Here is a 26,916-nt window from a genome sequence, read left to right on the forward strand (position 1 = left end):
AGTACGCGTATCGAGTACTTTTCTCTTGTTTTTATTTGATTTTATGATTATACTTACATTCTTGTTTGCGAAATGCGACCATGTACATAAAATTCATCTAGGAGGTATTTCAAACTTTTATGGAAAATTTTACTTATCGTAATCCCACAAAATTAATCTTTGGAAAAAATCAGCTTGAAGCATTAGCAGAGGAAATTCCTAAATACGGAAAAAATATTTTACTCGTTTACGGTGGAGGAAGCATCAAACGAAACGGATTATATAATCAAGTTGTTACGTTATTAAAAGATTTAAATGTAAATGTGCTAGAGTTAGCTGGAGTAGAACCGAATCCTAGATTATCTACGGTGCAAAAAGGAATTGCTATCTGTCAAAATGAAAATATTGATTTCTTGTTAGCTGTTGGCGGAGGAAGTGTTATTGATTGTACAAAAGCTATCGCTGCTGGAGCACTGTATGACGGTGATGTTTGGGATATCATCAACAAAAAAGTTACAGCTACAAAAGCGCTACCGTACGGAACAGTCTTAACACTAGCAGCAACCGGCTCTGAAATGAACCCGGATTCTGTTATTACTAATTGGGAAACAAATGAAAAATATGTGTGGGGGAGTGATGTAACACACTCTTCCTTTTCAATTTTAGACCCTGTTAATACTATGTCTGTTCCAAGAGATCAAACAGTTTATGGTATGGTCGATATGATGAGTCACGTATTTGAACAATATTTCCACAATGTGAAAAACACACCTTTACAAGACCGTATGTGCTACTCCGTATTACAAACAGTGATTGAAACAGCACCGAAATTGCTGGAGGATTTACAAAGCTACGAACACCGAGAAACGATTCTATATTCAGGAACAATTGCATTAAATGGCACACTTCAAATGGGGTACTTCGGCGACTGGGCTTCTCATACAATTGAGCATGCTGTATCAGCAGTTTATGATATTCCCCATGCAGGCGGATTAGCAATTTTATTCCCAAATTGGATGAGACACGTTCTAGATAAAGATGTAGTTCGTATGAAGCGTCTAATGTTGAGTATGTTTGATATTGATACAACAGGAAAGAGTGACAGAGAAATTGCTTTAGAGGGAATTGATAAGCTAAGTGCTTTCTGGTCAAGCCTTGGAGCACCATCAAGATTATCTGATTACGATATCGGAGAAGAGAGACTTGACGAAATAGCAGAAATAGCTGCCCTTGAGATGGAGCATGGAGGCTTTGGCAACTTTAAAAATTTAAATAAGACAGATATTTTATCAATCCTGAAGGCTTCCTTGTAAAATAAGCAATAGAAAAGTAGTAGATGTATATCTGCTGCTTTTTTTGTGGATATGCAATAGAATTTAAGCGGGAAAATAGTGCATGGAAAGTCCAAGGGAAATTGAAATAACTTGTATTTAATAGGCTTTTAAAAAATGAAGGGTAGGTGAATATATGAAACGAATAGGTATAAGCTTTCTTTTCGTAATTATTATAGTTACTGTAATATTTCTTCTTCTACATAATTCTGCTGATACTTTTTCAGTTTGGGGGTTCTTATAATGGGATAACCATGACAGTATTTATTAATTTAATTACATAAGAATGAAACTTTAACAGTAGAAATCCCAAAGTTATTATAGGTTACTTAATTTTAAAGGATATTTAGTCTGTAACAGGGGCTGAGTATCCTTTTTATTTACAGAAAGAAAATCTATGTTTTTTCATCAATCTCAAATTTCCTGAAACCAGAACTTTCTCACTTGCGTCTTAATACTGGTATTAAAGAATGAAGAAATTATTTTTTTTAAAAAAAGAGACAGCGATTTGGAAAGGAGAATTGGATTGACTAGCCGAGATAGAAACAACTTTGATTATCCCTTATTGTTCATCATTATATTATTAATGGCTATAAGTATTATTAACATTCACAGTGCACAGAAGTACCTGCCATACCATAAAGACTTTGCGAGCATGCAATTATTTTGGTATGCAGTGGGATTAATTGTTACATCTGTTATTTATTATTTTGACATGGAGCAGATTAAGAAATTGTCTTTATATATATATTTATTTGGAGTATTTTTGTTGATAGTTTTGTTTCTTGCTCCAGAATCAATAGCTCCGGCCACTAAAGGAATTAAGGCATGGTTTAGCATAAAAGGAGTTGGTTCTGTCCAACCTTCGGAGTTTATGAAAATCTTTTTAATTCTGTTTTTAGCTAAAATAACAGTTGACCATAATGAAAAAAACATTCATCGTACAATTTCAACAGATATGGTGTTGATTGGAAAGATAGTAGGGATAACGCTAGTTCCTCTGTTGTTTATCTTATTGCAACCAGATGCAGGGACGGGTATGGTCATATTTATCATCATGTTTGGGATCATTTTTTTATCGGGAGTAAACTGGAAAATACTTACGGTGTTTTTCTCAACTGTATTGTCCGTTATAGGTGCTTTGGTGTTTATTTATATTTATTACCCGGATACATTGTTGCTGGTACTAGACCAGTATCAATTAAATAGAATACATTCTTGGTTAGATCCTTTCGAATATAGTGGAGGAATTGGCTATCAGTTAAGTCAATCGATTTTAGCGATTGGGTCAGGCACTAACTATGGGAAAGGATACATGAAAGGAGAAGTAAACATACCAGAGGCACACTCAGATTTCATTTTTTCTGTAGTAGGGGAAGAATACGGATTCCTTGGTGCAAGTGTTGTCGTAACTTTATATTTTCTTCTTATCTATCGAATAATTGTAATTGCCATAAAAAGTAAAGGAGAATATGAAAGCTTAATAGCTGCAGGTGTTGTTTCTATGCTGACATTTCATATTTTTGAAAATGTGGGAATGGTAATTGGATTAGTTCCCATCACCGGTATACCGTTACCTCTATTAAGCTACGGAGGCAGCTCCATCCTAGCCAATATGTTATCTTTAACCTTAATTTTAAACATCTCTGCCAAAACGAAGAACCATATGTTTGAGGGGAATAAATATGCGTGACGGTTTAAGATTAAGAGTGAAGATACTTGCCTCTATATGTCTAGGAGCTATTATTTTTGTTGGTGTTATGGCTATTATTGCTATTGTGAATGGATAGATTAATATGCATAACTTTATATGGAATGAATGAAAGCTGCAGGTTTTCTAATCTAAAAATGTTAATTCTGATTCATGTACAAGTATAAACTGAAAGTAATCTAAGGTTTTTAACTCACAAAATCCAGTATCATATTTGTGAACTACTATATATTCTTTCTCTTGATATAAGACTCTTTTTCCGTTCACGAAAAACACTCCCTTTGTACATTTTTTTGATAAAGAATAAACATTCTAAATAAGGCAGGGAAAGTAAGAAGCTTATATAATTGTTTTAAGCTTGTGTTTAAAGGTAAAAAAAGAGTTTTAGAGTTTGGGGTGAAATACTTTTATTTATCTGCACACATAATTGATAATTATTCGATAAGGCCAAAGTAAATCATAAAAGGGTAAAGAATTAAACTGGGTAGGCATTGAATCTTTAAGTTGAAAGTAAGTTCAATCATTTATTATATTTTTATAAGAATTAAAGAAAACTAGGAAAGCTTTTGTCTGTTAGAGCAGAATTATTTATACTCCGAGTACTTTCGCTTCGTCAATCCTAATAAGCTATTCTAGTTATTCCACTAACTCAATAATTTGAAACCAAACCCAAAATTTTCAAGACAGTACTTGTTCTTAGATAGTTAAAATGGCAGCATTTCTGTTAAATTCAACAGAAATAATCGAATACATGCCTTATTAGGGTAAAGGATCAAAGTACAATGGAATAGTAATTATTTTACGATTCTTTTTACTTGCCAAGTCAGTTTTCGAGTCGCTAAACTGATACTTAACAATTATTATGCATTTATTAAATAAAAGGAGCATACAAGCTATGATCGTTATGACAGCAAATTATCAATGTAAGGCTGGAATGGGTGATACGGTAGAACAAGCATTAAGAGAAATGATCTTGTTAGTTAAAGAAGAGAAGGGCTGTATTAACTATCTAGTGAACCGCTCAAAAGATGACGGTGACACTTTTTTATTGTTTGAACAATATGAAGACGAAGAAGCACTTGCCCGCCACTCAGAAACACCGTACTTTAAGCGAATTGTTTTAGATACTATCGTTCCACTACTCGAAAAACGGGAGCGTACTTTTTATACGCCTGTTACGAGTCTTCCTTAACTTTAGGCAGCTGTAGTGTTATAAAGGGGAAAGTAACTAACTATGGTTTCTGTTTACAGATATGGTGAAAAGTAGAAGCAATAAATATACCAAAAACACGCCTGATTCCTGTTTAAGGGTTAGGCGTGTTTTTGGTATGTTTAATTTCAATCTAAGAAGGATTAACGCTCATTTCAGGAGTTAACGCTCTGTTTCTTGTGAAATTGGCTAATTGAGAGATAAAGTACGTAGGTGAAGGAGTTTTTCTATAAAAAGGTATGGCATTCTGTTTATGCAACTATAATGGCAGCATTCCTGTAATAAGTGAAAATGCGATTTGAATGAAAAAAGACCTCTTGATAAGATAAATATGTCCAAAGCTGGCGCGCTAAAAGGACAAAACATCTAATCGGAGGTCTCACTATGAATTATAACCAAAATCATAAAATAGCTCAAATCACACCTAAAACCTTAGTAATTGGTATTGATATTGCCAAACATCATCATGTAGCTAGAGCTTAGGATTATCGTGGAATGGAGCTAGGTTCTACTTGTTTTTTTGATAATACTCAAGAAGGATTTAGGACATTTATTGATTGGATTAATAAAATAAAAGAGTCATGCGAAATGGAGTCTGTCATTACTGGAATGGATCCTACGGGCCATTATTGGCTTAATTTAGCTCATATTCTAAAGGAGGAACAGATTAAGTTCGTAACGGTCAACCCTTTACACGTCAAGTACAGTAAGGAGTTAGACGATAACTCTCCAACAAAAAATGATGTAAAAGACGCAAAAGTCATTGCACAACTAGTCAAGGATGGTAGATACGCCGAACCAACGATACCACAAGGAGTTTTTGCGGAACTGCGTGTGGGTAAGAAATTACGTGATCTATTAAATGTAGACTTACAAATTGTGCAAGGACAGGTACACAACTGGATTGATCGATACTTTCCAGAGTTCTTTACCGTTTTTAAAAGTTGGGAAGGGAAGGCAGCTCTTCATTTATTAAAACTCGATGCTTTACCTTACGAAATAGGCGAATATACAGATGAAGAATTACTGGATTATCTAAGGCAAGCAGTGAAAAGAAGTATAGGAATAAAGAAGATTCGTGCCTTAAAAGAAGCCGCCAATCGCTCGATTGGCATTCGTCAGGGCGCCATGATGGCTAAAATGGAATTAAGAACGTTAATTCATAAGTATGAACTCATTCAAGCCAAGTTCGAAGAGCTTGACCAAACTCTGGATACACTGCTTCAAGATATTCCAGGCGTTGATCAAATGTTAGAAATAACAGGAATTGGACGCGATACAGTGGCGGGTTTTTTCGCTGAAGTAGGCGATTTGAGTGAATACAATCATCCCCGTCAGATAACCAAACTGGCAGGACTCAGCTTAAAAGAAAATACATCAGGAAAGCATAAAGGGAGGACCAGAATAACCAAACGTGGTCGAAAGAAATTACGAGCATTGTTATTCCGGGCATCTATGATTCTAGTAGCCAAGAACATGGCCTTTAAAGCCCTACATCTTTACTACACAACGAGACCTGACAATCCGTTGAAAAAGATGCAGTCTTTAATTGCTTTGTGTAACAAGCTCATCCGTATACTCTTCTCTATTGTTCCAAGAGGAGAAGATGTTGAAGGACATCCCTCATATGCATGCATTTATCCAGGAACCAGTAGCAGCTTAATCACTATAAAACTAACTATTAACAATTAGATTTGGAAAGATGAACGGACAAAATCAGCATGGGATTAGTCGGCAATAGACTTAGATCCTGTGTAGCAGCGTGACCGACATCTACCTTTTGGAAAGGTTGAACGAAGGAATATAGGAGCGTAGACTTTGTGACTTGGGAGGCTAGACCCCAGAAAGAGATGGGGACATCCATTGGTGCGTAAATTCTTATTTATAAAACTTTTTGAAATTAACCAAAGATTGGGCTAGTTTTTTTGCGCTCATTTTCTTTTTAAACTGTTTATTTTTCATACAAACTAAGTGAGTTGATAGAAATATGGAGAAAAACTGCGTATTTAAGTGAAAAATGTTTGTTTATTGAGGGAGTTAGGGGGAACAGCAACTTTCTCTAAGTTTCACATAAAATAATGAGGATGGATATATACTAATATACAGCTTAGAACTATATAGCCCTATTCATTAGTAGTAGGGCATTTGGTGCTAAAGTTCTTTTCACAAATATCTAGTCATGCTTTTTATACGTACACCACTATGGGTTATGTATCTGTAATACAAAAACGCAAAAAGACGGAATAGGCCCGGATGATTTGGCTATATTCCGTCTTTTGTTTACATAATGATTTATATTAGATACATTATATTACGCTAATTGAAAAAAATAACTCTAAAATCGTGGCTTGAATCTCCTACAGTTGATAAGCTCTTATGAAGGTGAGCATCACTATGGGCAGAATAACGGATCGTATCCTTTTCACCATTTCTGTCATAGACTACGACTGTATGATACCACGTTCCTGTTGAGTTTTTATAAAATTGGATTACGTCACCTGTATTTGCATATTTAGAAGCACTTTTAGCAGTACTATATTTAGAGACAGTGTGCTTCTTAGTCCCAACCCAGTAACTATAAAAATCGGTTACTCTCATCCAAGAAGTAGTGTTATAGATATAACCCCACTTATTCAGTTTGCTATACCAGTATTTAGTGGTAGGCCTTTTATTCGGATATCCCCCCTCAAAACTTCCTGTCATACCCATCCCCCCAGCATAAAGCACTTGAGAAACATAGTTAGTACAGTCTCCTCCAGATCCACCGTAATAATTATATCTTTCAGAAGTGGTAGTATCCCAATGTGTCTTCATATAATTCTTTGCAGCTGTTGGAGAAAAACTTGAACTACCAGTTACTGCTTTAGCTTGCATTTTTGGCAAGGAATTATCTATAGGTAGTTCATTATTAATTTTATCCTCAATTTCTTGATTCTTTTTTATATTTTCATTTCTTATTTCTTCTATAGTCATGTTCTCTAGAGAATTATCAAGGGAGAAGAATGATTTGGTCTCATTATTTTGACTCATAACTAAGTTTTTTTCAAATTCGCTGCTATATATACTAGCATAAGCTGATAATAAATCGTAATTATAACCTTCAAATTCCGTACTATTTTCAGCTAATCTATTAACTGTATTAATAAAATCTTCAGAGCCCACCTGATATTCCAAGTTCTTATCTTTTAGATAGTTTATTAAAGCTTCTTCCCCTTGCTTTACTGTAAAACTATCAATTGAGAACGTCTGTTCACTTGCATGGGCTTTATAGCCTATACCAAATAATAAAAACAAAATTAAAAATCCTAATGCTTTTCTAATCAACCTAAATCCTCCAAAAAAATTCATATTTTTCTATATTATTACATATTATTGTATATTTTGGATAATTTCAATGTAATCTGTTAGAATATAATAAAACTGTTTTAAATTTATTGAAGAGGTGTACTGAGTGAACAATAATAAAGTAACTGTTCCAATCATAGTTTTTCTTACTATCTGCATTATATTTGTACTTATATTACTTAGCATTAAGTTTATCCCTATTAGCGATAAATGGAGTGGGACAAGTAATGACAAGAAGTGGAGTTTCACTATACAAGAAACAGATAGAAAAGATTATCATATAGGAAAACTATATTGGAAAGGTTCGAAAAAGGAAGAACAACATATTAATATAGTTAGTTTTACATCTAAGATTGATAATAAAGTATATGATGTAATTGAGAGGGAAAGTAATGATGAGGGTGGCAATATAACGGACAAAGATGAAATGACTTATATGGAAGGAATTCAAAAAGAGGAAATAAATGGTAAATCGATAAAAATAATCATAAAGTGGAGCGATAACAACATTGAGCATGAATCGCATATTACCTTAAAAAAAGAATAAATAGAAAACGGGCATTAAAAGTTTCAAATCTTGACTTCTAATGCCTGTTTTCTATGTTTAAAAGATAGTGTCTTTTAAGATGAGTAAATTAACTGCAGCTTAATTACTTTATGATTAAAAAGGCACAATTCCTATAATAAATGAAAACTAGCTTGTGGAAGAAACGTGGCAGCATAGTTGAAGGAGGATATTTATAAAGTTTATTGAATATCTTTTAATTAAGTTAGATGAGTTTAGAGTAGCTAAGGAAGGATGAATTGAGAATGGCACAAATTAGAGTGTTTGGTCTCAAAGAAAGTTTAAACCCAATAAAAAAACAATTATCTGAGGTAATACATTCTTGTGTTATGGATGCATTTCAGTATCCATCAGAAAAGAGGTTTCATCGCTTCTTTCCTATGGATAAAGATGATTTTTTATTTGCGGACGGAAGAACAGAGGATTATACCATAATTGAAATAAGTATATTTGAAGGTAGGACAGTAGAAAGTAAGAAGAAGTTGATTAATTTACTGTTCAAACGAATTAAAAACGAGTTAAAAATAACTTCTCAGGATGTGGAAATCACCATATTTGAAACCCCTAAACATAATTGGGGAATTAGGGGATTACCAGGTGATGAACTTACACTAAATTATAATGTTAATATTTGAAAATAAGGTGGTCAGCTGATTGTTCAACTAACGAGTGCTGAGCACAAGAGGATTCGCTGCGGCGTTCCTTTTTTGTTATGGGGCTAACATGGCAGTTTAGCGGTGCGAAATGTTCCTAGTTAAATGGAGGATGGTTACATTACTCCGGTAAAGGTTAGGCAGTTCCTTTCGGAACTGAAGGGTTATATCGAAGAATCAAATGATGAGGTAACGCTCGGAAGGGTTCTCTCTTAGTCGAATAGCACTTGATTTAGTAAGGTTGATAGTGTTATAAGCTCGGTGAAAAGGCGTGAGAAATTACCGTATCAGTTCGGCTGACGAAAGCCTACTCGATGGAGTGGTGTAATTCATGGTGCTTGAGTTGAATGAATATGGTGAGAATGCGAATAAACCTAAAATAAATGGTTAAGCTGACAAACTTCTGAATGTACGGGTCTATACCTGCTATACATAGAAATGTGTTCCATGAGATGACTAAAACCTTACAGAAAAGATACAAGGGATATCAGACAAAACTGTATAGAATACAAAAAATGGTGTTTGTCCCCATCCATGCGCAACGGTGGAAAAAGACACTTGGATTCTCGCAAGTGATATGTAACTTTACTGCCGAAGGTAGAGAGAAAATTCACAATAGCCTAAAGGCTATTGATAAAAATATGCTTTCTTACATCATGAGAAATTACATTCCGAGTAGATCTATTGAATATAACGACAATCGAATTAGTAAGTTTATTGCCCAATATGGCAAATGTGCAATTCTAGGTGAAGGGTTAGGGATTCATGAATGGCATTGTCATCACATAAACCCTTATCATCTTTCAAAAGATGATAGTTATTCAAACTTAGTTGTTATTCATAAAACAATTCATCAATTGGTACACCTAAAAGATAAAGTGAAAATAGAAGCTCTTTTACAATCTCTAAAGCTTACAAGTAGGCAAAAAGAAAAAGTAAATAAACTACGATTAAGATGTCAAAATGAAATAATCTAACTTTGGAAAACAGCACTCGATTGCTTAATACATAGAAAGAATAGATTGGATTAGTTGGAACGCCGTATGATTCGAAAGTTTCACGTACGGTGTGAACAGGGGGAAAAGGGAGCGATAACTTCAAACTCTTACCTATCTGTATAAATAAGAAAATCAAAATATTTTAAAGGGAGTTGTATATCTAAGATGAAATCCATTATGAAATTAGTCGGTAAATTGGCAAGGAAGGGTATTTGTAAGAATAGCACGTAATAACGAAGCATATTGTGCCAAAAAGGTTCAACCGCATATAGATTTTGTTGCTTAATTATTTATAGTGTTCTCGAAGAGATAATATAATCATCGAGTGTTAGCTACCTCCTTTATTTATCCATGCCTTCACGAAGCCAAAAATAATCTGAACTCATTAACATCGTATATTATCCGATTAAAAGGGTTATGAAATCCTGCGAATAAGTGAGCATTCGAGAGATATCCGTATAAATCTGAGGGAGCAGAACAAGGATTATGGGTAATCGGAGAGGTTTTTCGCAATTTTTCAACAAATAAAAGCATTAATCCCAGATTGGATTAATGCTTTTATTTGTTAATACATTTTTTCGAAGCTACCTTTTAGATGTTAGGAAAAGCTTTTGTAATAAATTAATTTACTTTTAATGGTGGAACTGCATCCATAGGATTTATGCCACTTGCTGCCCAAGCTATTGCTTTATTCTGGTCTAATTGATTCAAACGCTCCATTTCTTTTTCTGGAATTTTAAAATCAAATAGATTTAAATTTTCACGAATTCGCTCTGGTTTGCTACTTCTTGTAAGTACACCATAGCCATGTTGCAATCCCCAACGCAATAGTAATTTTGCTTCTGGTACATTAAGTTTTGTAGCAATTTCTTTAGTTACCAATTGAGATTCTGCTTTTATCTCCGCAAGAACTTCTCCACCTTGTCCTTCTGCAACTCTCCAAGTTGAAAGAGGAGCAAGAGAACTATAAGCAATAGGTGCAATTGAATTTTCTTTCATGTACTTAGTCAATTCCACTTGTGCAGAAATTGGATGAAACTCCACTTGGTTTGCTTCAGGTTTAGGTAATCCCGCATCCAATATTTCTTGGATTGTCCCTTTATTGTAATTTGAAACACCAATATGCTTGGCAAGTCCTAATTTTTTAAGCTCTATAAAGGCATTCCACTGTTCTAGTCTAAGTTCGGATAGCGGAGCATGTATTAGGTAAAGGTCTACATAATCTAACTGAAGCTCTTTCAGCTGATTTTTAAGCGTTTCGATAGTTTGTTTGTAGTTTTTATCGGGTGTTCCTAAGAAAGTGGATCCTGGAAAAAGTTTAGTAGTTACAAAAATTTCATCCCTTGATATACCAGATGTTTTAATCCCGTTACCAGTGCCATCTTCATTACCGTACGCCTCAGATGAATCAATGTGTCTAAAACCTGCTTTAAGTGCTTCTTTTACTCCGTATTCAGCTTGGTCTTTTGATAATTGAAAAGTGCCGAATCCTACAAGGGGCATGCCCATTCCATTACGAGTTGATTGTAATAATTCCATTATTATTAACCTCCAATTTATGAGAAAAAATTTTTTTTGTATATTTATTAACACGGTGTAGAACTTTATTTTTAGTATTATCGCTAGGACTTAATCCTAATACCTAGTTTATAGAGTAGATTGTTTGGTGCAGTATTTTCTAATGGTGAAATAGAATTATTCTCTTATATATATTAACGCTCCTTTTTGTAAAATTTCTAATCTGTACTTGCAAAATCAATAGTACAATAGCTAGTATATAAATGTAAGTAGGCACATTTTTGTTGTATAGGATACAATTTGTTGTATAGTATACTTTTTTATACTTAAAATGAACTTATTGGAGTGACATTATGAAAGATTTAGATAATGAAATTAGTCAAGAAGACTTTGCTTGTCCTGTCGGGGTTACAGTAGATGTAGTAGGTGGAAAGTGGAAAGGTCTCATCTTATATCACTTAATTTCCGGTCCAAAGCGTTTTAATGAAATACGAAGAATAATGCCTAAAATTACTCAACGAATGCTAACATTGCAACTTCGTGAGTTAGAACAAGATGGTATTGTAAATCGTGAAATATACCAGCAAATTCCTCCCAAAGTAGAATATTCTCTAACAGAATTTGGAGAAACGTTGAAGCCTATTATCTTTCTTATGAGGGATTGGGGAGAGACATATGAGAATGAAATTCTAACGAAGCGAACAAACAAGATTTAACTAATTTTGATAAAGAAAAGCCGATTTCTATTTTAAGAAATCGGCTTTTTATCATTTAACAACAAAGGACAGGATGAATTAACATCTCTATTTTTTTGCCAATTGGAAGGATTTGTGTCATCTGGAATTATGCCATTTATAATGTCACGGTAGTGTTTCTCTTTATTAGTAATATATTCTGCCATTACTTTTATTTCTTCCAATTGAGCTAGAACTAATTCTTTTTGCTTTGCTATCATTTCATATCGGTCCTGCATAGTATAGCCGCCTTCCAAACACAGGTCTACATATTTTTTGATATCTTCTACTGACATACCACATTTTTTTAATTTTTTTGCACCTGAAAGCCATTGTATAGAGTCGTCATTAAAGATTCGATTATTATTTTTATCACGTTGTAAACTTGGAACTAAGCCCTTATCAGTATAAAAGCGAACAGTATGTTGAGTTAAATCAAGTAGTTTGGCAACTTCTTTTACAGTGTACATGTAAGCCCTCCTTATATTTCATGGGAAATTTAATATTTAATTCTTGACTTCGTGTAACGCGAAGGTAGTAAGGTGATAGTACTTTAACTTCTTAAGATTGTAAACCCCATAGGTTGTTAAAAAGTTGACTTCGTGTAACCCGAAGGGTATATAGTTACAAATGTTAAAGGTTCTAAGCTCATAATTCAAGTAAGTTAATGGGAACTTTCAATAGAACTTGAATAGAGAATTAAAAAGGAGGGCAATAAAAAGTGATTGAGGCTATTGACTTCGTGTAACACGAATGCATTAAAGTAACACTTGCTTAAGGCTTTAAGAAATATTTAAAAAGTAAATAAATCGTTACTTCAGTATTTTAACAGGGCTAGCATAATTGTTAGATTATTAGGAGGTTTCATCATGTCTAAAATACCTACCAATTCCGACCAACGGATGACACCGACGAAAACAGTCATCTTCGCGATTGCTGCGGGGCTCGCCGTAGGGAATCTTTATTTGTCTCAACCGCTGTTCCAGATTATCGCCTCGTCTCTCGGCGTCTCATCATCGACTGCTGCGATGCTAGTAACTGTCACCCAGTTTGGATATGCGCTCGGTATATTTCTTCTCGTGCCATTAGGTGATGTACTTAATTTACGTCGGTTAATTCCGCTGATTTTGAGTCTATCCGCAGTGCTGCTTATTGTCTCTGCCTTAGCACCGACTTTTTCTGTCCTACTAGCAGCGCTCGGCGGCTTGGGATTGACTACTGTCTCTGCCCAACTTCTGACACCACTAGCCAGTGAACTGGCTGAGCCTGATCGACGTGGAAGAGTAGTCAGCACGGTCGCTTCGGGTGCTTTAATCGGTATTCTGCTTTCTCGTACTGTTAGCGGCTTAGTTGCCGATTTTCTTGGATGGAGGGCGATTTATGGATTAGCAGCAGGTGTCGCAATTATTCTTGCAATCATTCTGTACAAAATTATTCCACAACTTGAACCACGCAAACGTATTTCCTACCCACGTCTTTTGGGATCGGTGTTCACAACCGTGGCACGTCATCGTGCCGTGCCTCCGACGTTAGTTATTTCGGCAGCGAACTTTGCTGTGTTTTCGCTGTTTTGGACATCATTAACTTATTTGCTAACAGCTGAGCCATTCTCTTACTCGGCAGGACAGATAGGCCTCATGGGACTTGCTGGATTGGCTGGTGCACTTGCTGCAAGGCGTGCAGGTGTCTTGCATGACCGCGGATGGTCTGTTCTTGCTACAGGAAGCGCCTTAGTATTACTTGCATTCTCACTGTTAGCGGCTTGGATTTTGAAAAGTTCAATTATCGGACTGATTTTCGCTGTTATTGTCTTAGACATTGCTACACAGACCAACCTGATTTTGGGACAAACACGTCTCCTCGCTCTACCTGGTTCTGCCAGAAGCCGTCTTAACACGGCTATCGTAGTGTGTAACTTTCTTGGAGGTACAATAGGTTCGGTTATTGCTGGTCCACTCTGGTCATTTGGAGGATGGTCTGCAATTATGATTGCTGCCCTAGTCATTACCCTCGTTGGACTAATAATCTGGTCGGCTTTACGTTCCCGCTTGTCTGACGCGACTTGATTAATTGGATATTGTGAGAAGCAGAGACTTAAAGGGAGGTGGGGGCTTCAAATTTTTGCCGGATTTGTAAAAAAATAAGTTTGGTGGTGAATGAAGAATGACAAAAATTTTCATTACAGGGTCATCAACAGGTCTCGGTGCATTAACTGCAAAAGAGCTAATTGCGCAAGGGAATGAAGTAGTTTACATGCACGCAATGAAGCCCGTGCAAAAGAAGCATTAAAGGGAAATCCTGGTGTTACTCATGTGGTCATTGGAGACCTTGGAAAGAAAGAAGATATTCTCTCGGTAGCTAAACAAGTTAATCAATCTGGTCATTTTGATGTCATTATTCATAATGCAGGAGTTTACACGCAAGACGCTCGTTTAACCTATACAGTAAATATTGAAGCACCTTATCTTTTAACTAGCCTTATTGAGAAACCTAAACGGATTATTTATGTCTCTTCTGACATGCATCGTGGATCTATATTGAACATTAATCAATTAGTACAAAAAACAGATTATTCAAGTTCCAAACTAGCCTTGTTATTACTGATGAAAGCAGTCAGTCGTTTATGACCAGATGTCCTTGTTAATGCAGTTGATCCTGGCTGGGTCCCAACTCGTATGGGTGGTGCCGGCGCAAATGACTCTCTTGAAGGTGGCTATTCCTCACAGGTTTGGCTTGCTAGTGGTGAGGACAAAAGTGCCTTGAGCTCAGGGAATTATTACTACCATAAGAAGCTTTCTCGATATGATGAAAGAGTAGAGAATATAGACTTGCAAAGTCAACTGCTAGCTAAATTAGAAGAATTAACACAAATAAAATTTTTAAAAAAATAAATGGATATTAGAAAGGAAGAAAAACAATGAAGATTATCGTACTTGGAGCATATGGGAAATCAGGACGTTCAATTATTACAGAGGCTGAAAAACGTGGTCATGAGGTATTAGCAGTTGCACACAGAAAACATGATGATGTCGACTATAAAAACATACTAATCAAAGATATCATGGATTTAACAAAAGAAGAAATAGCAGGCTATGATGCTATTGTAGACGGAGTAAGTGCTTGGGTACCTGAAACTTTCTATGTGCATACTGATGGTGTTTCTCATATTGCAAATTTGCTTGAAGGCAGCAACACTCGATACATCAAAATTGGTGGAACAGGTACATTGTTTATTAATAAAGAGCATACAAAATATTTCAAAGACTGGGAAAACTATATGGAAGAGTACAAACCATTAGCAGAAGTTTTGGTTCAAAGTTTGGAACGATTGCGCTCATACTCAAACATTGCTTGGACTTATGCCACACCAGCATTTAATTATGATGTTGAAGGTGAAGCGACTGGTAAATATCATTTTGATGGCGAAGAATTCAGCATTGATGATATTTCAACAAGCCATATTAGCTATGCTGATTTTGCTAGTGCGTTAATTGATATTTTGGAGAATGGTTCCTATATACGTCAAAGAATGACAATTGTTAGTAATTAAAAGTAGAAATAAAAAAGGAGAGAACTAAAGTAGATAATCTTTGCTAAATTCGTCTACTTTGAGTCCTTTTTATATTTGAAAAAAAGTTCATTTTTATTGTTGACTTCGTGCTACCCGAAGGTTGTATGTTTATAAGTATTCAAGGGTTTGAAATGAAATCCCTATAAAAAGTCATGCTATGAATAAGATATTTATTTTGTAAAAAATAGTTTATAAACGGGGAGGACTTCATTATGCAAAAAGTCATTTTAAATAATGGTGTTGAAATGCCTATACTTGGCTTCGGTGTTTGGCAGATTCCAGATGCCGATGAATGTGAACAAGCAGTATACGATGCCCTTATGGCAGGCTATCGTCTGATTGACACAGCAGCTGCTTATGAAAATGAAGAAGCTGTCGGCAGAGCAATTAAACGTAGTGGCGTGCCAAGAGGGGAGATCTTTATTACAACAAAACTTTGGATACAGGATGCTGGTTATGAGAGTACAAAAAAAGCATTCGCAAAATCACTGGAAAGACTGCAATTAGATTATTTGGATTTGTATTTAATTCATCAGCCTTTCGGTGATGTTTATAGTTCTTGGCGTGCGATGGAGGAATTATATCGTGAGAGTAAAATCAAGGCAATCGGAGTAAGTAATTTCGAACCAGATCGCCTTGTAGATTTGATACTTCATAATGAAATAACTCCTGCTGTAAACCAGGTAGAAACACATCCTTTCTTTCAACAGGTAGAGGCTGCTCAGGTTATGAAAGAGTTTAATATTCGCCATGAAGCATGGGGGCCTTTGGCACAAGGGAAAAATAATATTTTTCAGAATGATATTCTAGTGTCTATAGCTGAAAAACACCATAAATCTGTTGCTCAGGTGATTATACGCTGGTTTGCGCAAAGAGGAGTTGTGGCAATTCCTAAGTCTACTCACAAGGAGAGAATCAATGAAAACTTCAATATCTTTGATTTTGAATTGAGCCAAGAGGATATGAATGCCATTGCCACAATGGATACGAAAAAGAGTTTAATTCCTTCAAAAAGAAATCCTGAAGTCGTGAAACGATTTGTGAGCTGGAAATTCGATATTTAATTCATTGTTAAAAATCAACTTAATAAAGCTGTACCATATAAGACCGTAAATAATAACAAAAAATCTCAAGAAAACTTATTTCATCCGTATAATACCTTGAGCTGAATACGAAAGGAACGGATAGATTATGAAGGCATTGATGTTAAGAGATACAGGTGTTTCAGACCAATGAAGCACATCTAGCTTTTAGAACAATTTGAAAGTTTCTTTGGTAAGTAGTAAAAGACAGTAAGCTCATCTGAGTATTTGTTACTTAAATATTTTTAAGTGTAAGGAGAAAGAATAATGGATTTGACGATGAAAAGTAATTACACATTGCATAATGGAATTGAAATTCCGATTTTAGGATTTGGAACAATTAATACAACCAAGGATAATGTCAAGAATGCAATAAAAGTAGGTTATAGAAACATAGATACTGCAGAAATCTATGGTAATGAAGAGTTAGTCTCTCAAGGAATAAGAGAAGCGATGCAGGAGTATAACATTGCAAGAGAAGAAATTTTCATCAGCACAAAAGTTTGGCATACGAATAGAGGATATGACAAAACAATGAAAGCATTTGAAGGGTCAATGGAACGATTAAATCTAGATTACCTAGATTTGTATTTAATTCATTGGCCAGCAAATGCTAAGTGGCATGATGACTGGAGAGAAATCAATAGCGATACATGGCGTGCACTTGAAGAACTATACAAAAGTGGTCGAGTAAAATCAATTGGTGTTAGTAATTATTTAGCACATCACATGGAGGCCTTAATTGAAGATACTGAAATTAAGCCAATGGTCAATCAGATTGAATACCATCCAGGATTTGCTCAGGTTGAAAGTGCAAAATACTGTCAGGAAAATGGAATTATTGTAGAAGCATGGAGTCCATTTGGTGGTGCCGGAGCAGATGTCCTTAAAAATGAAGATCTGAATCAAATTGCTAGTAAATATAAAAAGACACCTGCCCAAGTAACTCTTCGATGGCTGGTCCAGAAAGGCATTGTACCTGTGGCTAAGTCCGGACATGAGGACAGGATGGTCACAAATATGCAGATTTTTGATTTCTCATTATCAAATGAGGATATGACTTTAATAGACAATTTGCCATACTGTGGCGGATTCATGTTTGATCCAGATACAGCCAAGTCATAAAATACAATAAGCATTAGGTAACTGATAATTGTTTTTTCTTTAAATGTGGATAACTATTCCATATATAAGGAGCGAAAAATTATGACTTGAGCTGAAGGTGAAAGGAATGGGTTTAATTATATGAAAGCAATGATATTAAGAGAAACGGGTGAACCAAACAACCTAAAACTAGAAGATATAGAAACACCTATGCCTGGTTCGAAAGAGGTCGTGGTCCGACTACAAGCGGCAGCTCTTAATCGACGGGATTTGATGGTCGTACAAGGGCGGTATCCTGGTATGCAGTTGCCTGCTATTCCCGGCTCCGACGGTGCAGGGATAGTTGTTGCGGTTGGGGATGAAGTCGACAATGGTTTAACCGGCGATGAAGTGATCATTAATCCTGGTTTGAATTGGGGCAGTGATATGAACAAGAAAAGTGCTGACTACAACGCACTCGGTAATCCCACTAACGGAACTTACGCTCAATATGTAAAGGTACCTGCAGAAAATGTCTATTCAAAACCGTCCCATTTATCTTGGGAAGAAGCGGCAGCGCTCCCGCTTGCTGGTTTGACCGCCTACCGTGCTCTCGTAACAAAGGGGGGAGTGAAGAAAGGTGAAAACGTTCTAATTCCTGGAGTTGGCGGAGGAGTAGCCACCTATCTGGTTCAATTTGCAGCCGCACTAGGTGCTAAAGTGTATGTGACATCAAGTAAAGATGAAAAAATAGAAAAAGCAAAAAGTTTCGGTGCAATGGGAGGTGTCAATTACACATCAGAAGATTGGTCGGAGGAATTGGAGAAATTAACAGGCGGGATTGATCTATCCATCGATAGTATTGGCGGGGAAGTATTCAAAACATTGGTGTCACTTGGTAAGATTGGAAGCCGAATTGTCAGCTTTGGTGCGACAAGAGGACCAGTTCCGAATCTCCTCCTGCCAAGTATGACTGTAAAAGAAATTTCCATAATAGGATCAACGATGGGAAGTCCGATAGATTTTGCTGATATGGTCAAGCTTGTGGAGGAACACAAGATTCACCCTGTTTTGGACAAAACTTTTTCGCTGGAGAAAGCAGCAGAGGCACTTCTGAGAATGGAAAAGGGAGAAAACCTAGGGAAAATCGTTTTGTCTATTCCACAAGATTAATGAATATTTAACCCTAAAGCCAATTAGAAAAGACTTTAAATGTAAAAAAAGGAGAATGAATTATGCCAGTAATAACAATTGAAGCAGTTAAATTAACGAAAGAACAAAAAAGAAATTTAGTAAAAGAAATGACTACAGCAGCTGCAAAAATCATTAATGTACCTGAACAAATAGTCACTGTTTATGTAAAGGAAAATGAATTAGACAATATTGGTGTTGGAGGGGAGCTTTTATCAGATAAATAATACAGATTAAGCAAAAAAGGTCTTGATTAGGTATGAAAACCTTAACCTTTTGGATTAAAGTTGATAATTAAAAAAATAAATGATTCTTTGAGGAGAAATAATAAAATGAAAACTTTAGTTCTTGTATTTCACCCAGACTTAACTGCTTCTCGTGCAAATAGACGTTTTACGGAGGAAATGGAGAAGCAAGCTAATGTTACGGTTCACCGTGTTTATGAGGCTTACCCCGATGAGAACATTGATGTTGCAGCCGAGCAAAAGCAATTAGAAAATCATGAGCGCATCGTATTACAATTTCCGTTTTATTGGTACAGCTCGCCTTCATTGTTGAAAAAATGGCAGGATGCTGTTCTGACTTATGGATGGGCTTTTGGAAGCAATGGAGACAAGCTAAACGATAAAGAACTGCTGATTGCTGTTACTACTGGCGTTGATGAAGTAGGTTACTCACCAAACGGGAGTGTAAAATACACCATTCCAGAGTTACTACGACCTTTTCAGGCGACTAGTAATTTGATTGGCACACGCTATTTGACACCTTATGTAGTGGATGGTGTGATGCAATTATCCGACGAGGAACTTGAGCAAAGAGCGAAGGATTATGCCGAGTATGCATTAAGCGATAAACTGGATCTGCTTGCCATCCGCTAACATACAGTTTGTATAAAGGGTTTATTAAGAGTCCTACGTAGCAGCATTAGAATTTTTTATATGATCATCACAAAACCACCTTCATGTTAAACGAAGGTGGTTTTATTAACACAAAATTGCTAATCTGTAAATCCCGAACCTAACACGACAATGAGATAAATGATTTGAAACTTAATGTTAAAAATGAGGGGATTTTCTATGTGAAAAGTAATTTTGAACAATGGTGTAGAGATGCCTATTCTAGAATTTAGTATAGGGATCCTGAAACAGTTAAAATGATCAGTAACCTGAAATTTTAATATTTAATAAACTGAATGGTGCTTTCCTTATATAAAGGAAAAGCATTTTTTATGTTGCTATATGGACAGCGTTGTATTAAATGAACTGTAAAAAAAGTATAACTTTGTGAATAAATGTACTTAAAGTAACGGGGACTATAGTCCTATAAGGTGACTTCCTAAATGGTGAATATTGTGTCACGTTTGTCACTATTTTTTGATAAGGTTCTAAGAGAATTAGCTTATAATTGCGAATTGAAAACGTTTATGAAATACTAATAGTGGCCTGTTTGGGGACTGATTTCTAGGAGAGACATATATGAACAAAACAGAACTTATTAATGCAGTAGCTGAAGGCTCTGAATTATCGAAAAAGGACTCAACTAGAGTAGTTGACTCCGTAATGGAAAGAATCACAACAGCATTGAAAAATGGTGAAAAAGTAGAACTCTTAGGATTTGGTGCTTTCTCTGTTAGTGAACGTGCAGCTAGAAAGGGTCGTAACCCGCAAACTGGTGAAGAAATAGAAATTGCAGCAAGTAAAGTACCTACTTTTAAAGCCGGAAAAAACTTAAAAGATGCTGTGAAAGAATAAGAACTTTAGTATGGTAGGGGATCAATCCTCTACCACTTTTTATAAGCCTTATAATTATTAATTTTTAGACAGTAAGCTCCAAGCAGCGAACCTAAATATTTGTATACAAGGTATTATGTTATAGATGGGTTTCCAAGAACAGAAGAATGTGAAACCAAAGGGTAATATAAATAATGAAATGAGTTTAGAAGAGGAGAGGAAGTTTCATCAATGAAATTATAATTAGTAGAGTGTCTCATTAATATATCAAAGTACGATTATTGAGGTATTAGTAATAATATTTGATATATGGGTTATTAACTATCAATAATTTATTATAAGATAAAAAGAATTATGATTATTGACAACGTTTTCTTTTCGTGTTAAGCTTATATCAAAATTTAGGATTGTTACTGATTCGATCAGGCATAACCAATTATAATTGTAATGGAAATAGGGTAACCTATGTTTTCATGCGATTATAATTGGTTTTTTTTTATTTTATTCAAAAGTAAGAGGGATTATCATGAAATTAAAACAGGCATTTAATAACAATGTTGCTCTAGCTTTAGATAATAGTGGAAACGAAATCATTGTGATGGGAAAGGGGGTTGGATTTAATAAGAAAAGATATGAAGAGATTGATCCTAATTTAGTTGATAAAGTTTATTCGTTAGATTCACCTGAATCCAATCAGTTAACAAGTATTCTAAATAGTATTCCAGCTGATTATATCTTTCTAACAAACCAGATTATTCGTATGGGAGAAGATATACTGCAAATAAAATTAAGTGATGCATTTATTATTACATTGGCAGATCATTTAAACTTTGCCTTAGAAAGACATCAAGATAACCTATTAATAAAGAATCCGCTTCATTGGGAAGTAAAGAACCTTTATAAAGATGAATATGAAATAGGAATGAAAGCCCTTAATCTTATAAAGAGATTCACCAATCTTTCTCTACCTGAGTATGAAGCGACCTCTATAGCCTTGCATTTTGTTAATGCACAGCATAAGAGTGAAGAAATGAAAGTAACTCTACAAATCGCAGAAATCACGAATAAAATTCTTGAAGTTATTAGCTATCATTATCATATGAAAATACAAGAAGACACTATTAATTATTCAAGGTTACTGACACATTTACGTTACTTTATTTTAAGACAATTAAATCATGATGAAAAAACAATGGAAGAAGTTACGTCACTGTATAACATCATAAAAGAAAGATATCAAAACGCTTATATCTGCGTGAAGAAGATTGAAAAGTATTTAAACATAGAGTACAACTGGCATCTCTCCAATGATGAACTGGCTTATTTAGCAATTCATATACATCGAATGACATCAAGAAATGAAAAACAAAATTAGGGTGTTACTGTTAAATCAGGCATAACCTAAATATACTTCAAAACAAAATTGTGTTTTGGACTATATTTAGGTTTTTTATTTTGTCTAGAAAAAGAATAGGAGTAAACGAATGAGTCAGGAAAAATTAGCAAAAGATATTGTAATTAAAATTGGTGGCAAAGAAAACATAACAAGATCTTGGCACTGTGTAACCAGACTGCGCTTCCATGTCAAAGATGAAAGTAAAGTAGATGTGGAAGGAATTAGAAAGTTAAATGGAGCAATGGGAGCACAGTTTCAAAACGGCCAATTTCAAGTGATTGTCGGAAATAAAGTAATGGAAGTATTCAAAGAGGTAGAATCTTTAGTTGGAATTAATAATGAAAGTAGTATTGGTGAATCAAGCGCTAGCAAGAAAAAGCTTTTAAGTAGATTCTTTGACATGATCTCTGGTGTATTCTCCCCTGTCATTCCTGCAATTGCTGGGGCTGGGATGATGAAAGGGATACTTACCTTATTGCAAGTATTAGGATGGATATCAGTCGAAAGCGATGCGTATCAAGTTCTTACCATTATTTCTGATGCAGCATTTTATTTCCTTCCTTTCTTATTAGCAATATCAGCTGCTAAAAGATTTAAAGTAAGTGAATATTTAGCGGTAGCATTAGCCGGTGCGTTGCTGTATCCAACAATTACAGCAGGGGTTGCTAGTGGAGAAGCTGGATTAAAGTTCTTAGGTATGTCTGTGCCTTTCATTGGCTATAGCGCTACTGTTATTCCGATTATTATTGCTGTATGGATTTTAAGCTATGTTTATAAATTAATAAATCGTATAGTTCCTAGTACAGTGAGAGTGGTTTTAACACCAACGCTTGTTTTCCTTATTATGATTCCTTTCACGTTAATTGTCGCTGGACCAATCGGATTTGTTGTTGGTGATTATGTAGGGATTGCAGTTGCATGGATTTATGAGCATGGAGGAGTATTTGCTGGGATTCTAATCGGGGGATTAATGCCTGTGTTTGTTGTTACCGGTATGCATTATGGCTTTGCTCCTATTATACTTCAGAATATGGGTAAATATGGGTATGATAATGCTATTTTGCCATTAAATATTGTAAATAGTTTAGCACAAGCAGGTGCAGCTTTTGCAGTTTCATTTAGAACCAAGAATAAAAAGTTAAAATCTTTAGCAGTATCTACTGGTGTATCTGCATTATTAGGTGTTACAGAACCTGCTGTTTTTGGAGTGAATTTGAAACTAAAACGTCCATTATATGCAACCATGATAGCTGGTGCAATTAGTGGGGGAATGGTTGTTTATTTTGGAGTAAAATGTTTCGGATTTATTTTACAAGGTCTAGAGGCTTTTCCAGTTTATATTGATCCTGCTAGTCCTATGAATTTAGTATATACCATCATTTCTATGATTGTTTCCTTCATTATTGCATTTGTTATGACGCTTATTTTAGGGTTTGAAGATGTTCCAGCAGATGACGAAGATAGTACAAAAGAAAATAAAACAACTAGTTTATCTCACGAAGGGGAAGAAGTAGGCAGTCCATTAACAGGTAAAGTTTTGCCTCTTCAAGGTGTACCTGATAAGACTTTTTCAGGTGAAATTCTGGGGAAAAGTATTGCTATTGAACCGTCAGAAAATACATTAGTTTCTCCCTTTACTGGTACAGTTGCAATGATTTATCCGACAAAGCATGCAATTGGTTTACGTTCTGAAAATGGTTTAGAAGTACTTATTCACATTGGCCTTGAAACAGTAAATTTAGAAGGTAAGTTCTTTAATGTAAAAGTAGAACAAGGTCAATATGTACAAAAGGGTCAAGAGCTTATTACCTTTGACCGAGAAGCAATCAGTAACGAAGGATACAATATGGTTACTTTAGTGATACTGACAAATAGTGATCAATATAGTTCCGTAGAGAAGTTGGATTTAGATTATCAAGTAATAAAGACAGAAGAACAACTATTTAATATTCAAAAATAAGAAGGAGTGTTTATTGTGGCTAAAAGATTTCCAGAAGGGTTTTTATGGGGTGGAGCAACAGCTGCCAATCAATTAGAAGGCGGATATAACTTAGGTGGAAAAGGTTTGTCAACAGCTGATATGATACCATTTATACCTAAGGAAGAGCGTGCTGGTGACAATGCAGTACATATTACATCTGAGCAGTTTGAGGAAGCATTTAAGGAAGACTCTAAAAAGCTATACCCAAAAAGATGGGGAGTGGATTTTTACCATCGCTATAAAGAAGATATTGCTTTGTTTGGCGAGATGGGTTTTAAAACATTCCGATTATCTATTTCTTGGGCACGTATTTTTCCAAACGGTGATGACTTACAGCCGAATGAAGAGGGACTTCAATTTTATGATAATGTCTTTGATGAATTAGCAAAATATAATATTGAACCACTTGTAACGTTATCACATTATGAAATGCCTGCTGCTCTTGTTAAGAAATATAATGGATGGATAGATAGAAAAGTAGTTAATATGTTTACAAAATACGCAGAAACAGTATTTAAGAGATATCGTAATAAAGTGAAATACTGGTTAACATTTAATGAAATCAATGCTATTGCTTTAGCTCCATATAATGGTGGAGGTTTAATAACAGACCGTTTTGAAAATATAAATCAAGCAATCTATCAAGCCCTACACCATCAATTTATTGCTAGTGCAATGGCTGTAAAGCTATGTAGGGAGATTAACCCCGATGCGAAAATCGGCTGTATGCTTGCGAGACTGGAAACATATCCAGAAACATGTAATCCACAAGATGTGTTAAAAACGCTAAAACAAGAGCAGATGAATTTCTTTTATACAGATGTTCAAGTTCGTGGTTATTATCCAAACTTTATTAAAGAATATTTTAAAGAGAACAATATTAATATAAATATGGAAGAAACGGATGAAGATCTTTTATTACAAAATAAAGTAGATTATATTTCCTTCAGTTACTATATGTCTTTAGTGGAAAGTGCCGGACCACATGGGGAAAGAGCTCCAGGTAATTTATTCTCTGGTTTAAAAAATCCATATCTTGAATCATCTGACTGGGGATGGCAAATTGATGCTGTAGGACTTCGTGTTACTTTAAATAAACTGTATGATAGATATCAAGTTCCACTATTTGTTGTAGAGAATGGACTCGGTGCAATTGATACACCAGATGAAAATGGTTTGATTCAAGATGATTATCGCATTAACTATCTAAGAGAGCATATTGTGCAAATGAGAGAAGCTATCTCAGATGGTGTAGAACTTATGGGTTATACTAGTTGGGGACCAATTGATATTATTAGTGTTTCAACTTCTGAGGTAAGCAAACGATATGGTTTTATTCATGTCGATATAGATGATTACGGAAATGGAAGCTTCAAGAGAACAAAAAAGAAAAGTTTTGAATGGTATAAAGAAGTAATTAACTCGAATGGTCAAGTGTTGTAAAGTAATAACAAGTTTATAACTAAAGTTTTGTTTCTTTAAGGAGGAACTTCTATGAGTCAAAATAAAGTAGCTATTGTAACTGGTGGCGGTAGCGGGTTAGGTCAAGCGGTAGCATTAAAATAAGCCGATTCTGGTGTCTCCATAACAGTTGTGGACATTTCCGAAAAAGCCGGAAATGATACAGTAAGCCTAATTAAAGAAAAAGGGGCAAAAGCAATCTTTGTTCATGCAGACGTTAGTAAGGCGGAGGACGTGAAGAATTACGTAGATAAAACCGTCGAAGAATTCGGTACGATTGATATGTTCTACAATAATGCCGGAATTTCTGGCCCAGGCTTAAAATTTTTGGATAATACAATTGAACAAATTCAACAAGTAGTTGGAATAAATTTATTAGGTGCATTATACGGTATTAAATATGTAACAGAAGTAATGCTACAAAACGGTGGTGGTTCGATTGTTAATACTTCGTCTACTGCAGGAGTTGTAGGACAAGCTACTGTTGGTACTTATTCTGCAACAAAGCACGGCGTTGTCGGCATTACTAAAACAATTGCCGCGGAATATGCAGAACAAGGAATTCGCTGTAACGCTATAGCACCCGGTACGATTGAAACACCTATGGTAAAAGAATACAGAGAAAAGAATCCTGAAAATGTTAAAGCGGTTGTGGAAGCCATTCCCCAAAAACGTCTTGGAAATCCTGAAGAGGTAGCAGAATTAGTTACTTTTTTATTGGGAGATACAGCTAATTATATTAACGGAACAGTTGTATCTATAGACGGTGGGTTTACTTCCATTTAAATCTGAGAATACAAAAGAGGCAATGGACTTGTTTCGTGGCTTCTTCTAATAAAAAAAAGAAACATATAATCATTTCATATACTTAGCCGTAAAGTGATTCGTGTCCGCAGTATAGCATCTTCCTTTAAAGCAGGAAAAAAATTGAAGGATGCTGTGAAAGAATAAGAATATTAGTATTGGTAGGGGATTAGTCCTCTACCTTTAATTATATGCTTTTAATTTCTTTAAGAATTAATTTTAGAAGAGAAGAGAGATATTAACCAAGGAAGTTATTATTTTATAAGTGTGCGTTAAATATAGATAAACGCTTCATAATCTTCAAAATAAAAATGTTTAAACCCTTGGTATATATGGGATTAGACGTTTTTTTATTATAACATATTTTCAATCTAAGAAGGATTAACGCTTATTTTAGGAGTTAACGCACATTTCCTACGTGAAACGGAGTATTTAAGAGATAAGTGTTTGTTTATTGAGGGAGATTAGTTCTGAATATGTTAATTTTAAACTTTATTAACTATTCATAACTAAATTGATTGCTAATGTTTATACGAAAAAAATCGGCGTTATCCAGCACAGTTTCCTTATTTT

24 protein-coding genes and 2 pseudogenes are annotated in these 26,916 nt (G+C 35.1%); 23 read left to right on the forward strand and 3 right to left on the reverse strand.

Annotated elements, in window-relative coordinates; genetic code table 11:
• Positions 1 to 119 precede the first annotated feature (119 nt).
• The 4 genes and pseudogenes from CEQ21_RS02345 (at position 120) to CEQ21_RS02360 (ending at position 5,894) form a co-directional block, all read left to right on the forward strand.
• The gene (locus CEQ21_RS02345; RefSeq protein WP_185763081.1) at positions 120 to 1,292 is read left to right on the forward strand and encodes an iron-containing alcohol dehydrogenase; all 1,173 of its coding nucleotides are present in this window, start codon (positions 120 to 122) and stop codon (positions 1,290 to 1,292) included.
• Positions 1,293 to 1,836: 544 nt separating this feature from the next.
• The gene (locus CEQ21_RS02350) at positions 1,837 to 3,003 is read left to right on the forward strand and encodes an FtsW/RodA/SpoVE family cell cycle protein (RefSeq protein WP_235907143.1); all 1,167 of its coding nucleotides are present in this window, start codon (positions 1,837 to 1,839) and stop codon (positions 3,001 to 3,003) included.
• A 913-nt stretch (positions 3,004 to 3,916) separates the two neighbouring features.
• Positions 3,917 to 4,213 (forward strand): putative quinol monooxygenase, encoded by a 297-nt coding sequence (locus tag CEQ21_RS02355; RefSeq protein WP_185763082.1) that lies wholly within the window; start codon positions 3,917 to 3,919, stop codon positions 4,211 to 4,213.
• 402 nt (positions 4,214 to 4,615) lie between these two features.
• Positions 4,616 to 5,894, forward strand: a pseudogene (locus CEQ21_RS02360) (IS110 family transposase).
• Positions 5,895 to 6,547: 653 nt separating this feature from the next.
• Here the strand turns inward: CEQ21_RS02360 and CEQ21_RS02365 are convergent.
• Positions 6,548 to 7,555: an amidase domain-containing protein gene (locus tag CEQ21_RS02365; protein WP_185763083.1), complete on the reverse strand. Its 1,008-nt coding sequence runs from the start codon at positions 7,553 to 7,555 to the stop codon at positions 6,548 to 6,550.
• Positions 7,556 to 7,682: 127 nt separating this feature from the next.
• Here CEQ21_RS02365 and CEQ21_RS02370 point away from each other — a divergent pair, with 127 nt between their 5' ends.
• From CEQ21_RS02370 to CEQ21_RS02380, 3 genes are all read left to right on the forward strand, one after another.
• Positions 7,683 to 8,123, forward strand: coding sequence for a DUF4944 domain-containing protein (locus tag CEQ21_RS02370; RefSeq protein WP_185763084.1), 441 nt, complete (start codon positions 7,683 to 7,685; stop codon positions 8,121 to 8,123).
• A gap of 263 nt (positions 8,124 to 8,386) precedes the next feature.
• On the forward strand, positions 8,387 to 8,776 hold the full coding sequence (locus CEQ21_RS02375) for a tautomerase family protein (RefSeq protein WP_185763085.1): 390 nt from the start codon (positions 8,387 to 8,389) through the stop codon (positions 8,774 to 8,776).
• A gap of 470 nt (positions 8,777 to 9,246) precedes the next feature.
• On the forward strand, positions 9,247 to 9,771 hold the full coding sequence (locus CEQ21_RS02380) for an HNH endonuclease signature motif containing protein (RefSeq protein WP_185763086.1): 525 nt from the start codon (positions 9,247 to 9,249) through the stop codon (positions 9,769 to 9,771).
• A gap of 642 nt (positions 9,772 to 10,413) precedes the next feature.
• Here the strand turns inward: CEQ21_RS02380 and CEQ21_RS02385 are convergent.
• Positions 10,414 to 11,331: an aldo/keto reductase family protein gene (locus CEQ21_RS02385; protein ID WP_213087324.1), complete on the reverse strand. Its 918-nt coding sequence runs from the start codon at positions 11,329 to 11,331 to the stop codon at positions 10,414 to 10,416.
• Positions 11,332 to 11,663: 332 nt separating this feature from the next.
• Here CEQ21_RS02385 and CEQ21_RS02390 point away from each other — a divergent pair, with 332 nt between their 5' ends.
• On the forward strand, positions 11,664 to 12,026 hold the full coding sequence (locus CEQ21_RS02390) for a winged helix-turn-helix transcriptional regulator (RefSeq protein WP_185763087.1): 363 nt from the start codon (positions 11,664 to 11,666) through the stop codon (positions 12,024 to 12,026).
• 32 nt (positions 12,027 to 12,058) lie between these two features.
• Here the strand turns inward: CEQ21_RS02390 and CEQ21_RS02395 are convergent, their stop codons facing one another.
• Positions 12,059 to 12,514 (reverse strand): MerR family transcriptional regulator, encoded by a 456-nt coding sequence (locus tag CEQ21_RS02395; RefSeq protein WP_144458034.1) that lies wholly within the window; start codon positions 12,512 to 12,514, stop codon positions 12,059 to 12,061.
• 432 nt (positions 12,515 to 12,946) lie between these two features.
• On the opposite strand from CEQ21_RS02395, the gene CEQ21_RS02400 reads away from it, so the two are divergent.
• From CEQ21_RS02400 to CEQ21_RS02465, 15 genes and pseudogenes are all read left to right on the forward strand, one after another.
• Positions 12,947 to 14,110 carry an MFS transporter gene (locus tag CEQ21_RS02400; protein ID WP_235907206.1) on the forward strand — a complete coding sequence of 388 codons (1,164 nt, stop codon included), beginning with the start codon at positions 12,947 to 12,949 and terminating at the stop codon, positions 14,108 to 14,110.
• A 97-nt stretch (positions 14,111 to 14,207) separates the two neighbouring features.
• Positions 14,208 to 14,333, forward strand: a complete 126-nt coding sequence (locus CEQ21_RS27220; protein ID WP_268878972.1) for a hypothetical protein — start codon at positions 14,208 to 14,210, stop codon at positions 14,331 to 14,333.
• Positions 14,334 to 14,356: 23 nt separating this feature from the next.
• On the forward strand, positions 14,357 to 14,671 hold the full coding sequence (locus CEQ21_RS02405; RefSeq protein ID WP_235907144.1) for a Rossmann-fold NAD(P)-binding domain-containing protein: 315 nt from the start codon (positions 14,357 to 14,359) through the stop codon (positions 14,669 to 14,671).
• 48 nt (positions 14,672 to 14,719) lie between these two features.
• Positions 14,720 to 14,935, forward strand: a complete 216-nt coding sequence (locus CEQ21_RS02410) for a Rossmann-fold NAD(P)-binding domain-containing protein (protein WP_185763089.1) — start codon at positions 14,720 to 14,722, stop codon at positions 14,933 to 14,935.
• 26 nt (positions 14,936 to 14,961) lie between these two features.
• Positions 14,962 to 15,594 carry an NAD(P)-dependent oxidoreductase gene (locus CEQ21_RS02415; RefSeq protein WP_185763090.1) on the forward strand — a complete coding sequence of 211 codons (633 nt, stop codon included), beginning with the start codon at positions 14,962 to 14,964 and terminating at the stop codon, positions 15,592 to 15,594.
• A 233-nt stretch (positions 15,595 to 15,827) separates the two neighbouring features.
• On the forward strand, positions 15,828 to 16,679 hold the full coding sequence (locus CEQ21_RS02420; RefSeq protein WP_185763091.1) for an aldo/keto reductase: 852 nt from the start codon (positions 15,828 to 15,830) through the stop codon (positions 16,677 to 16,679).
• Positions 16,680 to 16,964: 285 nt separating this feature from the next.
• Positions 16,965 to 17,822: an aldo/keto reductase gene (locus CEQ21_RS02425; protein ID WP_185763092.1), complete on the forward strand. Its 858-nt coding sequence runs from the start codon at positions 16,965 to 16,967 to the stop codon at positions 17,820 to 17,822.
• Between the two features lie 120 nt (positions 17,823 to 17,942).
• Complete coding sequence (locus tag CEQ21_RS02430; RefSeq protein ID WP_144458023.1) at positions 17,943 to 18,953, forward strand: quinone oxidoreductase family protein; 1,011 nt, start codon at positions 17,943 to 17,945, stop codon at positions 18,951 to 18,953.
• A gap of 62 nt (positions 18,954 to 19,015) precedes the next feature.
• Complete coding sequence (gene dmpI, locus CEQ21_RS02435) at positions 19,016 to 19,198, forward strand: 4-oxalocrotonate tautomerase DmpI (protein ID WP_144458022.1); 183 nt, start codon at positions 19,016 to 19,018, stop codon at positions 19,196 to 19,198.
• Between the two features lie 105 nt (positions 19,199 to 19,303).
• On the forward strand, positions 19,304 to 19,849 hold the full coding sequence (locus tag CEQ21_RS02440; protein ID WP_185763093.1) for an NAD(P)H-dependent oxidoreductase: 546 nt from the start codon (positions 19,304 to 19,306) through the stop codon (positions 19,847 to 19,849).
• Positions 19,850 to 20,446: 597 nt separating this feature from the next.
• Positions 20,447 to 20,722, forward strand: coding sequence for an HU family DNA-binding protein (locus CEQ21_RS02445; protein ID WP_185763094.1), 276 nt, complete (start codon positions 20,447 to 20,449; stop codon positions 20,720 to 20,722).
• A 505-nt stretch (positions 20,723 to 21,227) separates the two neighbouring features.
• A complete protein-coding gene (licT, locus tag CEQ21_RS02450) occupies positions 21,228 to 22,076 on the forward strand; it encodes a BglG family transcription antiterminator LicT (protein WP_185763095.1) in 849 nt (282 codons plus the stop codon).
• 109 nt (positions 22,077 to 22,185) lie between these two features.
• Positions 22,186 to 24,057, forward strand: a complete 1,872-nt coding sequence (locus CEQ21_RS02455; protein ID WP_185763096.1) for a beta-glucoside-specific PTS transporter subunit IIABC — start codon at positions 22,186 to 22,188, stop codon at positions 24,055 to 24,057.
• A 12-nt stretch (positions 24,058 to 24,069) separates the two neighbouring features.
• Entirely contained in the window at positions 24,070 to 25,521 is a 1,452-nt protein-coding gene (locus CEQ21_RS02460; RefSeq protein WP_419181581.1) for a glycoside hydrolase family 1 protein, read from the forward strand.
• A 51-nt stretch (positions 25,522 to 25,572) separates the two neighbouring features.
• A pseudogene (locus tag CEQ21_RS02465) lies at positions 25,573 to 26,325 on the forward strand (SDR family NAD(P)-dependent oxidoreductase).
• The last annotated feature ends 591 nt before the right edge of the window (positions 26,326 to 26,916 follow it).

This window comes from Niallia circulans, from assembly GCF_007273535.1.
GTDB lineage: Bacteria > Bacillota > Bacilli > Bacillales > Cytobacillaceae > Niallia > Niallia circulans_B.